This window comes from Shewanella sp. SR43-8, assembly GCF_014163775.1.
Classification (GTDB): Bacteria; Pseudomonadota; Gammaproteobacteria; order Enterobacterales; family Shewanellaceae; genus Shewanella; species Shewanella vesiculosa.
Map to the genome: position 1 here is coordinate 244652 of NZ_JACJDX010000007.1, position 11835 is coordinate 256486.

Sequence of the window (11835 nt, forward strand, 5' to 3'; positions counted from 1 at the left end):
GAGCTTTACTTCGTAAGCAATTAATTTACCGCGTCTATTATCAGCTATACTGCCCTACCCGTTACATGTACGTATTTAAGCGATGTTAACAATACCATGGATATCAAAGGAACCTGCATCTCATCAACTGAAGATGAGCACGGCCCCATTTATGTTTATCAAACAAAAAATAGCCGTATTCTTAGCTTCGATGGAAAAATCTATCAAAGCTGCATGAAACTCAATGATATAAATGGATTACATCTTGGTTATACCCAAGCCATGATGAGCGGATTATTGTTTCTTCCGACAGTGAACATCGCCACTATTATGGGGCTGGGGGCGGGATCGATGGCAAAGTGTTTACTCAATAGTTTCGTTAATATAAACGTCCATGCGGTTGAATACCGCGAAGCGGTAGTCAATGCCGCCAAAGATTACTTTTATTTACCCGATACCCATCGCATCGTTACTCATATAGACGATGCAGTCCATCACATTAAATATACTACTGTCAAAAGTGATGTTATTTTTTCAGATTTGTATAACTCACAAGGCATGGAACCTAACCAAGTGCAGTCATCCTATTTACGGGATTGTAAAACTGCACTTAATGAAAATGGCGTTTTAGTACTCAATATTTGGCATACATCGGTAGAACTTCGACAAGAGTTAGATGCATTACTTGCGCTAGAATTTGAACATCGCTTAATCAGTTTCGAAGTTGACAGTGGCAACAGGATCATTCTGGCATTCAAAAATGCCATACCCCAAATAGAAACTGAACAACTCATGCGTAAGGCTCAAATATTGCAACAACAAATCAATATTCCAATGGCGCGCTATGCCGAATTAATCTTAAATACTCAAGCTCAATAAAAATAATAGCCCTAGACACCAGCGCCAAATATCAGGCGTTGTTTAGTGTCTAACCACATTGAATTTTGTACCATTACCTTGCTGAACATCCGACTTTGCAAAAAATGATTCAACCACTGGCGCAATTTTGGATAGGGTGATTGTAGATACCATTGCCGCTCTACTTGGGCAAACTGCCGCATAAACGGCATTAATGCCAAATCAGTTAAGCTCGGTTTGTCGGACATCAAATACTGGTGCAGACAGAGTCGCGATTCCAGATCGGCAAGATAACGCTCACATTGCTGTCTATCTTCTGGTAATGAGGGTTCATGGTAACGTTTTGAGCAGCGATACCGTTCAAGATGACCTTTAAATTCATTATCAAATATCGCAATAACAGCCAACATTTCATCTAAAGCGTTGGGGACTGCTTTGTTAGTGTAACCTTCTGGGTCTGTTTGTAAAAATGCCCATTGCATGATGGCTAGGCTTTCATCGATCACCTGGTTATCGGTGGTGACTAGTACCGGGACGGTACCTTTAGGTGACACCTTAAGCATCTCATCAGGTTTGTTACTTAACACTATATCGCGTAGCTGAACTTGCTGGCCTGAAGCATAAATCGCCAACCTAGCCCGCATTGCATAAGGGCAATTTCTTAAAGAATAAAGTATGGGTAAGTCAATTGTCTGGGTCATTTTTGCTCAGTAAATTCATTTTGCCGATAGGCATGCGTTACATTAACGATAATCATTAATTAAATCTTAGGGTGACATTACACTATCAAGTTCTGAACGTCATTTTGTTCATGTCCCCCAAAGATTCATTATCCAATCCGTTATGCCATAACGGGCTGGTAACGCTTACTCAACGATCAACACGCCTTTATACATTTGCATCTGACAATGAAATGGATACTCGCCTTTTTCCAGAGCAGGTAATGCTACCGTCGTGGGTTTATCCAGTGCTAAATCTTGGCTAATATCTAAGTCGGGTAGCAAGACTGTGGCGGAACATCCGGATTTATCTTGGCGTAAAAAGGTTATTTCTGTCGGCGTATTGGCGCTAATGTTAATTCTTGCAGGCGAATACACCCCGTCTTTAACCACTATTGATGTGCTGGCATCAACCTTAGTTTCATTTGATGGTTTATACAGCCAAAACCACCAAATGATAAAACCGATTAATGCGATACACAGTAAATTAATCAACATTTTGAGTCTCCTAGTGTTCTTTAGCTTTAAACAGACGTAAACGGTTGGCGTTACTGACGACAGTTAGCGATGAAAAGGCCATCGCCGCCCCGGCAATCACTGGGTTTAACAAAATACCAAATACCGGATAAAGCACTCCTGCCGCTAACGGAATACCCGCAACGTTATAAATAAATGCACCAAACAAGTTTTGTTTAATGTTGCGCAGCGTTGCTTTACTAATTGCTATGGCATCGGCTAATCCATGAAGTGATCCACGCATTAAGGTAATATCGGCACTTTCTATCGCGACATCGGTACCCGTACCAATTGCAAAGCCGACATCGGCTAAGGCTAACGCTGGAGCATCATTAATGCCATCGCCAGTCATGCCAACAATTTCATTTTGTTGCTGAAGTTCAGCGACTTTTTTGGCTTTATCTGCTGGCATCACTTCAGCGAAAAAGTCATCAATACCGACTTTCTTCGCCACTGCGGCTGCGGTGGCTTTATTATCTCCGGTTAACATAATCACTTTAATGCCACTGAGTTTTAGTCTCGCAATCGCTTCGATTGAATCGGATTTTATCGGATCAGATACTGCGATAATGGCAAGTAACTGCCCTGCAAGCGCCAAATACATAGGTGTTTTAGCCTCTTCGGCTAAGGTTTGGGCCTTGGCTTGGTAGTCACTAATCGCAATATTGTTGTCTTGCATCAGTTTTTCATTACCAAACAGTAATGTTTGTCCATCCACCTGCGCTTCTACACCTTGCCCCGAAATGGCATTAAAGTGTTCAGTGTTAATGGCTTTAATGCTTCTAGCGTTGGCACTGTCAACAATGGCTTGTGCTAGGGGGTGTTCGGAGTGACTTTCAATTCCAGCCGATAAGGCAATTACCTGCTCTTCACTGTCTGCATGAGCCAGAATAATATCGGTAACTTGCGGTTTACCTTCGGTAATGGTGCCAGTTTTATCTAAAATCATTGCGGTGATTTTAGAGGCCGTTTGTAAAGCTTCACCGTTACGAATAAGTACCCCAGATTCAGCCGCCTTACCAACGCCAACCATTACCGACATTGGTGTTGCGAGTCCGAGGGCACAAGGACAAGCGATAATCAACACGGTTGTAGCAGACACTATGGCAAATACCATTGATGGCTCAGGTCCAACGTTAAACCACACCATGGCACTGACAATGGCAATGATCATAATGGCTGGTACAAAATAAGCCGCAATGACATCCGCTAATCGACCAATCGGTGGCTTCGAGTTTTGTGCCCGTTTGACCATACTAATAATGTGCGCCAGTGCGGTATCTTTTCCGACCCGTGTTGCTTTAAATATGATTGAGCCAGATTTATTTAAAGTACCGGTGACCACATCATCATCAACAGCTTTTTCAACTGGCATGGGCTCACCGGTCAGCATTGACTCATCAATGGTACTTTTACCTTCAATAACCACCCCATCCACGGGGATTTTTTCGCCAGGACGGACTCTAACATGATCGTTAAGTAACACTTGGGCAATGTCGATATCGATTTCTTTGCCATCACGGATAACCCGCGCCGTTTTTGCTTGCAGGCCAATAAGACGCTTAATGGCTTCAGAGGTCTTACCGCGCGCTTTTACTTCTAGTGCTAAACCAAGATTAATTAAACCAATGATCATTGTGGTTGCTTCAAAGTAAACATGTCTTGCCATTTCGGGAAACCACTGCGGAAATGCCACAATTAGCATCGAATATATCCAAGCCGTTCCTGTTCCCAAGGCGATGAGGGTGTCCATATTGGCGTTATGGTTTAAAAAAGATTTCCAAGCACCAATATAAAAATGTTTACCGGATATCAACATAATGGCCATGGTAACTACACCAACCAGCCCCCATACCATTTGCTCTGAGAGGCTTGATACCGTCATTTCGCCAATAAAAAGTCCATAGATCATCAACGGAATACCGACGCTTAAAGCGATAATGGTATGGCGTAATAAACTTTTATAATGTTGTAAATCAGCCTGTTCTTTCTCATTCATGGCATCTTCTGCCGACTCAGCCTGGATTTGAGTGGCATTGTAGCCAGCACTTTCTACCGCGTTGATAATGGACTCTGCAGTTGCTTGACCAGTAACAAGTACCGTTCTATCTGCAAAATTCATATCGGCCGAATCTACGCCTTGTACGGTTTTAATGGCTTTCTCAATTTTACCAACACAGCTAGCGCAGCCTGCGCCGATAATATTGAGCTGTATAGGTGAATGCGTTGTGTGTTCCATTACTTAACCTCCGTTGGTGTTAATGTAATCTTATCATCCTGATTAATTCTTGCAGGAGTGCCATCTGTTTGATGTGAACCTTCAATCAAATGGCAAATCATATTTCCTGTCGGTAAGTTATCCGGCATGGTTGACCATTGCTCAACTGCGTGTGCAAGCCTTGAGCGTAGTTTAACCATTTCATTAAATTGTCTTTCCGTTTCAGCCAGCTTTTGTTTAACTAACGTTCGCACAAGATGGCAGGCACTTTCACCATGGTCGGTTTTTGAAAAAATCACTTTAATTTCTTCAACTGAAAAATCAAGTCTTCGAGCGCTTAAGATAAATTGCATACGCGACTTATCTTTATGGTCATAGTCTTTATAACCATTGACTGGAGATTTATTGGGATTAAGTAGGCCAATGCGAGTGTAAAAGCGCACTGTGTCGGCGCTAATACCTAGTTCAATAGCAAGTTGGTTCACTTTCATGCAGCCTCCTCCGCTAAGGTTAATCATTATAATCATCTAACTATAAACCTATGTGTAACACACAGGTCAAGCAAGGTTTGAATATTAAAATAATAGGGCGCATTAGAGCGCCCTATTATTAGAGGGTTATTGCTGCATCATTTTACTATGTTGTTTCATGATGATAGCCATTAACTCTTCGTGATTAACTAACTTGACGGTTTCACCTTTAATAGTGGCGCTTTCTAATGTTATAAACGGTGATTTGATAAAGTTTTTTGCATTTTTCGAAGATAGAATCTCTTTGGTATACACTTTAATATCTTCATCTCTAGATAGATTAAAACTCCAATATAACGCATCAGACTTAATGAAATTAGTATCATCAGCGCCAGATGAGAACAACTCATAAAACTGTAATTCAATGAGATGTTGACCAGGAGAGATTTCTAATTGGCTTTTATTTGATACCGGTTTTCCATCGACCGCAGTAAAGATCAAATAATCAGGCAATGAGATAGTGGCAGCCATTGATACTGAGCTGACTAAAGATAGTAATGAGATAGCAATAAATTTTTTCATAATAAACTCCGTTAACTTTTTGATGCTGATAACGACAGCAACAAAAATCTTTATAAATTAATGTGGGTGATTAATATAGGTAACTAATATAAATAATTAATTTAGATAAAGAATTAAGCTATTGGAGGTGGGTTTTGGCTTGATAGATTAGAAGGGGTTGATACCCATAAAGGCAAGCTGGCCTTCGTGCTGGTTAGCCCTATAGAGATAAGCTCTATGCCTGTAAAAAACGTAAAAGTATTCGCGATCGCATGGCAATGACTAATGCATTGACTCATATCACCTAAACAACAATTAGGCTCGTTATCACAGTCAGTGTTCATCATTGCTGACTGATGAGGTGGGCTCGATTGTGCGTCAGACATGACCATTTCTGCAGGCATAGACATTTCATTAGACATAGCGAAGCTAGGCATCAATAATTGCCCTACTAGTGATATTATAATCGCTATATTTAACAAAACTTTCAGCATATATGGCGCCCAAGAATTCGAAGATGATCTTACTATAACGATTTTTAGTTAGATTTGTTCGACACATGTCACATTTAGCGACTAACTATACGATGCCTAGTAAGTGATTAAAAAGCTAAGTACGTTAATACTCTCACTACAGAGAGCGCCTCTATCCGCCTAGAACGGTCAGAACTGGCTTATATATTCTATATCAGTTATATCATGCTGTGAGCTAGGCTAATATTTGTTAACAAACTCTTTAGAATAAGATTATCTCATTGTTTTATAGTGATAAAAACAAATTTTAACATATTTAACGGCCAATAAAGCTCTACCATATAAGCTATATTTTGCACTTAAGAGAGCCAATGCATCTTGTTCTGGGGATATTGTGATAACAATGTCATTGTGTATGCTGCAAGCCTGCTATTAACATTATTGTAACTATATGGCTGTCATTATTTGAAGCTACTTAGCAAAGATTTACCTCATTTGCATTGTAGTCTTAAGTGGCTATCTAATCTAAGGAACACTGCTGTTAATATTTATTAGCAATAATACCTGTGACAATAATAAGGTGCACAAATGTTCGAATTGTTGAAATATTTTTTATATCTGTTGTTGGTACTTTTAGCTTGCCTTAATCAAGCACCTGATAAGTCAGTTGCAGAGCTGAGTAAGCGTTGGGCTCAACCTGCTTCTCAGGATGAATATTCACTCAAGAGATGAAGGACCAAAGTCTGATCAAGAACCCATAGTATTAATCCATGGTACAAGTGCATCTTTACATACTTGGGATGGTTGAGCCCGCATAAGGAGCCCACTCTAGTGATGCGATTTTCCATGTTTCACCTGCATGTGAAGTTGGCATAAATACGATTAAAGACAATAAAATAAACTTTAAAATCAACATCCTTGTATTACTCCATTAGTGTCAAATTAATAGAATAACTATAGTGTAGTTAACAGATTTTAATCTATTTTTTTATGGTGTTGTTTAACATTGTTATCACACGTCATATCACATCGAGTGTTTAGCTTTTTATTATCGTAATAGTTTAATGTAATTCTCTATTAGACCTGAATAAAATTACGGGTTAAAAAACCACAAAATAGTCTAAAGCTATGGTAGATAGCGATGCGGTGCATAAACCATAATCTCACTTTCCCTAGTCTCTACCCCGGTGTTATTTTCTACCGCAACCTTTCTTGTTGGTACTCAATCTATTTATTCATAATCTTTCATATATTGTCTACGTTCATTCATCCACAGTCTGAGTGCCATTAACAATTGTTATCTAATATAGCTGTCATCAGCAAAGGTAATTTTTTAAGTGAGCAAGCTATGACAACAAAAAACGTAGTAGATCCCCAACGTAATGTGAAGTCTAAGGAGCTGAAAGCTCTTGGGTTTATCATTTTTTTATTCTTTCCCATTATCACAGTAACCAGCATTAGTGCGTATGGTTTTGTCATTTGGATGATCCAAGCATTTGGTGGCGTTGTTGCGCACTAATCCTCAAATAAATTATGAGTCAATCTTATAAAGGATGCTGTTATGAAATGGTTTATTAATACCTGGCGGACGCTAAACCAGCCTGCCAAATATCTTACATTAGGCACAATTAGCCTATCTGCTTTTTTAATGGGGATTATATTCTGGGGTGGTTTTAATACTGCACTGGAAATGACCAACACTGAAGAGTTCTGTATTAGCTGTCACAGTATGGAAAGCAAGCCCTACCAAGAGCTACAGAAAACGGTGCATTGGTCTAATCACTCTGGTGTTCGGGCCACTTGCCCCGATTGTCACGTGCCTCATAACTGGAGTCGTAAAATTGGGCGCAAGATTGAAGCATCACATGATATGTGGGGCTGGTTGATGCAAACTGTTAATACTGAAGAAAAATTTGAATCAAAACGTCTAGAGATGGCTAGCCGTGAGTGGAAACGCTTCGACCGTGATAACTCTTTGGCGTGTAAAAACTGCCATAACTATGACTCGATGAAATGGGATGACATGTCAAAGTTGGCGCAAAAACAAATGAAGCGTGCAGCAGAGATAGACCAGAGCTGTGTTGATTGCCATAAAGGTATTGCTCACAAACTTCCTGACATGGGGACTTCTCGTGCACCAGAACTTATTGCACAAGTAGGATCTGGCGAAACTGGTCTTGTGGTTGGTGCTCAGTACTTTACTGCCTTAACTAAACCCCTTTATTTTAATCAAAAAACAGATGTTGAAGCTGGCACGTTAAACATTGCCACTAAAGTGACGGTACTTGAAATCAATGGCAATCGTGTACTAGTTGGTATTAATGGTTGGCGTAAAAAAATTGGTGCTGGTCGTGTTATCTATTTCGATTTTGGTCTTAACATTCTGTCGGCTCAGTTATCAAAAGATGCTGCGTTAGAAGAAGGCGTAATGAATGTTTTTGAACAGAAAGAAGACCCCATGACCGGATTAACATGGCAGCGTGTTGAAGCCAAAATTTGGACAGATGCTGACTACCTAATTAACGATTTACAGCCACTTTGGGATTATGCCCGCACCACTTATACCAGAAGTTGTAGTGTGTGCCACACCCAACCAGCAGAAGCACACTTTGACGCTAATAGCTGGCCTGGAATGTTTAAAGGCATGATTGCATTCGTCAACATGGACCAAGACACTCAAGCGCTTGTACAAAAGTACTTACAAGAGCATTCATCTACTTTCGATAAGTCGGCGCATTAATAGGACATCATCATGAACAGAAGACATTTTCTTAAAGGCTTAGTGGCGACTTCTTATGTTGGACTAAGCAGTACATCAGTTTTGGCACCATTCAATGCCCTTGCAGCTGCGGGCACTAAAGCAAATGACGACTGGTTGACTACCGGTTCGCACTTTGGTGCATTCAAGATGAAACGTAAGAATGGCGTGATTGACCAGGTGATTCCATTTGAGTTGGACAAATACCCTACCGATATGATTAATGGCGTTAAAGGCTTAGTCTACAACCCTTCACGGGTTCGCTACCCTATGGTACGCCTAGATTTTTTATTGAAAGGTCATAAAAGTGATACCAGTCAACGAGGTGATTTTCGCTTTGTCCGTGTCACTTGGGATAAAGCATTGACTCTGTTTAAAGATTCACTTGATGAGGTGCAAACTCAATATGGCCCATCAGGATTGCACGCAGGTCAAACTGGCTGGCGCGCCACTGGACAACTGCATTCAAGTACCAGTCACATGCAACGCGCTGTTGGAATGCACGGTAATTTTGTCAAAAAAATAGGTGACTACTCAACGGGTGCTGGCCAAACTATTTTGCCTTATATTTTAGGTTCTACTGAAGTTTATGCCCAAGGTACTTCATGGCCGTTGATCCTTGAGCAATCTAAAACCATCATTTTGTGGTCAAATGATCCCTATAAAAACCTGCAAGTGGGTTGGAATGCCGAAACCCATGAATCGTTCGCTTATCTAGCGGAGCTTAAAGAAAAAGTAAAACAAGGTAAGATCCGGGTGATCAGTATCGACCCAGTGGTCACTAAAACCCAAAAATACTTAGGCTGTGAGCAACTTTACGTCAACCCACAAACTGACGTTGCGTTAATGCTGGGTATTGCCCATGAAATGATCACCAGTAAGTTACACGATGAAAAATTTATTGAGGGCTACAGCCTAGGTTTCGACAGATTCGTACCTTATATTTTAGGCGAGTCAGATAACGTAGCTAAAACACCAGAGTGGGCCAGTAAAATTACTGGTGTTAGCCCTGAAATTATACGTGATTTAGCTAAAGTGATGACCAAAGGTCGTACTCAAATCATGATGGGTTGGTGTATTCAACGTCAACAACACGGTGAACAACCTTATTGGATGGCAGCTGTACTTGCCACTATGATTGGCCAAATTGGTTTACCTGGTGGAGGTATCAGCTATGGCCATCATTACTCAAGTATTGGTGTTCCTTCATCGGGCGCAGCTGCACCGGGCGCGTTTCCTCGTAATCTTGATGAAGGCCAAAAGCCATTATTCGACAGTAATGATTTTAAAGGTGCGAGTAGCACAATTCCGATTGCACGTTGGATTGATGCCATTTTAGAACCGGGTAAAACCATCGATGCCAACGGGGCTAAGGTCACTTATCCTGATATTAAGATGATGGTATTTTCAGGTAATAATCCATGGAGTCATCACCAAGATAGAAATAAGATGAAGCAAGCATTTCAAAAGCTTGAATGTGTGGTCACTGTCGACATTAACTGGACAGCAACGTGCCGTTTCTCAGACATCGTTTTACCCGCTTGTACTACATTTGAACGTAATGACATTGACGTTTATGGCAGCTACGCTAACCGTGGTGTTTTAGCGATGCAAAAAATGGTTGAACCATTATTTGATAGCTTGTCTGATTTTGATATCTTTACCCGCTTTGCCAAAATAATGGGTAAAGAGACAGAATATACCCGTGGCATGTCTGAATTTGACTGGATTAAGAAACTTTATAATGACTGTAAAGCCGATAATGCCGGTAAGTTCGATATGCCAAATTTCGACACGTTCTGGAAACAAGGTTATGTACATTTTGGTGAAGGCCAACCTTGGACTCGCCATGCCGACTTTAGGGATGATCCTGAAATGAATCCATTGGGTACACCATCGGGCTTGATTGAAATTTTCAGCCGTAAAATCGCCCAATTCAATTACGATGACTGTCCTGGCCATCCTACTTGGATAGAAAAGTCAGAGCGCTGCCATGGTGGTCCTGGTTCAGATAAATACCCAATGTGGATGCAATCTTGCCACCCAGATAAACGCTTACATTCACAAATGTGTGAGTCGCAGCAATATCGGGAAACCTATACGGTACAAGGTCGTGAACCCGTGTACTTGAATCCTACCGATGCAAAACAGCGCGGCATTAAAGATGGCGATGTTGTTCGTGTGTTTAACGACCGAGGTCAACTGTTAGCGGGTGCAGTGGTATCCGACAGCTTCCCTAGTGGGGTTATCCGAATTCATGAAGGGGCTTGGTATGGCCCAGTCGGTAAAGATGGGTCTAAAGAAGGCGGTAGTGAAATTGGGGCGTTGTGCAGCTATGGTGACCCTAATACGTTAACGCAAGATATTGGTACATCAAAGCTTGCCCAGGCTTGCTCCGCATACACTTGCTTGGTCGATTTCGAAAAGTATCAAGGTAAGTTACCTGACGTCAGTTCTTTTAGTGGCCCAATAGAAACGCAGCTATAAAGTGTAAGTATTATCACTGTGCGCCAAGCGATTTAATTCTTGGCGCTTAAGTTAACAGCCATAATAGGGTCAGGAGATAACATAGATGAATGACAAGATATTGTATAACACGCCAATGAACCAGGGTCGTTCGATGGTGTATAAGCTGCTCTCATCACTGTTTGCAAAAGAGCTAGACCAACAGCTATTACAAGAGCTCACTGCAAGTCAGGCTCAGGCATTCTTTGCTAAATTGGCCAGTGACCCGTTATTGAGTCAAGACATTGAAACCATAAACTCAGTGCTTAATTCAACCCTTAACAGCGTCAATACTGATCACGCTTTATTAGAGCTTGCTGCCGATTATTGTGGCCTATTTTTAGTAGGTACAAAGCATAGCGCCAGCCCTTATGCCAGTTTATATCTTAACGATAATGCAGTTGCCAAGGACGACATACTCTTATTTGGTGAACAGCATCAGCAAATGCAAACATATCTAAAACAAAGCCAATTAACTGTTCAAAGTGAATTTCCTGAACCGTCTGACCATATTGCCGTTATTTTGGCTTATGTCGCTCACCAAGCGTGTGCTTGTGACGATAACACTCAGCTCAGCTTTATTAGGCAATATCTCCACGCTTGGTTACCCCGTTTTGTAGATAGGCTTACCTCTGTGGATACTGGTAAGTTTTATTCAGCCATTGCTCACCTCACTCTGGCTTGGGTTGAAAGCGATTGTGTAGGACTAAAAGGTGCTCAGTAACAGGATATCTATATAATTAACCCCCATATAAAAACACCGATCAAGCTCGGTGTT

The 11835-nt window shown here is 41.0% G+C and carries 11 protein-coding genes; 5 read left to right on the forward strand and 6 right to left on the reverse strand.

Annotation, left to right across the window (positions count from 1 at the left end):
- Positions 1-96 precede the first annotated feature (96 nt).
- A complete protein-coding gene (locus H5114_RS11150; RefSeq protein WP_182722951.1) occupies positions 97-858 on the forward strand; it encodes a spermidine synthase in 762 nt (253 codons plus the stop codon).
- A gap of 11 nt (positions 859-869) precedes the next feature.
- Here the strand turns inward: H5114_RS11150 and H5114_RS11155 are convergent, their stop codons facing one another.
- The 6 genes from H5114_RS11155 to H5114_RS11180 form a co-directional block, all read right to left on the reverse strand.
- Entirely contained in the window at positions 870-1538 is a 669-nt protein-coding gene (locus H5114_RS11155; protein ID WP_182722952.1) for a glutathione S-transferase, read from the reverse strand.
- Between the two features lie 165 nt (positions 1539-1703).
- On the reverse strand, positions 1704-2054 hold the full coding sequence (locus H5114_RS11160; RefSeq protein WP_182722953.1) for a cupredoxin domain-containing protein: 351 nt from the start codon (positions 2052-2054) through the stop codon (positions 1704-1706).
- A 10-nt stretch (positions 2055-2064) separates the two neighbouring features.
- Positions 2065-4311 (reverse strand): heavy metal translocating P-type ATPase, encoded by a 2247-nt coding sequence (locus H5114_RS11165; protein WP_182722954.1) that lies wholly within the window; start codon positions 4309-4311, stop codon positions 2065-2067.
- Entirely contained in the window at positions 4311-4781 is a 471-nt protein-coding gene (locus H5114_RS11170; RefSeq protein ID WP_124014890.1) for a MerR family DNA-binding protein, read from the reverse strand. The genes H5114_RS11165 and H5114_RS11170 overlap by 1 nt, the downstream gene beginning before the upstream one ends.
- Before the next feature lie 126 nt (positions 4782-4907).
- Positions 4908-5342 (reverse strand): DUF2057 family protein, encoded by a 435-nt coding sequence (locus tag H5114_RS11175; RefSeq protein WP_124014891.1) that lies wholly within the window; start codon positions 5340-5342, stop codon positions 4908-4910.
- Positions 5343-5455: 113 nt separating this feature from the next.
- Positions 5456-5758 (reverse strand): hypothetical protein, encoded by a 303-nt coding sequence (locus H5114_RS11180; RefSeq protein WP_259395280.1) that lies wholly within the window; start codon positions 5756-5758, stop codon positions 5456-5458.
- Between the two features lie 1384 nt (positions 5759-7142).
- Between H5114_RS11180 and H5114_RS11185 the strand changes: the two genes are divergently transcribed.
- From H5114_RS11185 to torD, 4 genes are all read left to right on the forward strand, one after another.
- Positions 7143-7313 (forward strand): periplasmic nitrate reductase, NapE protein, encoded by a 171-nt coding sequence (locus H5114_RS11185; protein WP_124014893.1) that lies wholly within the window; start codon positions 7143-7145, stop codon positions 7311-7313.
- Positions 7314-7355: 42 nt separating this feature from the next.
- Positions 7356-8534: a pentaheme c-type cytochrome TorC gene (gene torC / locus H5114_RS11190; RefSeq protein ID WP_124014894.1), complete on the forward strand. Its 1179-nt coding sequence runs from the start codon at positions 7356-7358 to the stop codon at positions 8532-8534.
- Positions 8535-8546: 12 nt separating this feature from the next.
- Complete coding sequence (torA, locus tag H5114_RS11195; protein ID WP_124014895.1) at positions 8547-11039, forward strand: trimethylamine-N-oxide reductase TorA; 2493 nt, start codon at positions 8547-8549, stop codon at positions 11037-11039.
- A 100-nt stretch (positions 11040-11139) separates the two neighbouring features.
- Positions 11140-11781, forward strand: a complete 642-nt coding sequence (gene torD / locus H5114_RS11200; RefSeq protein ID WP_371696796.1) for a molecular chaperone TorD — start codon at positions 11140-11142, stop codon at positions 11779-11781.
- The last annotated feature ends 54 nt before the right edge of the window (positions 11782-11835 follow it).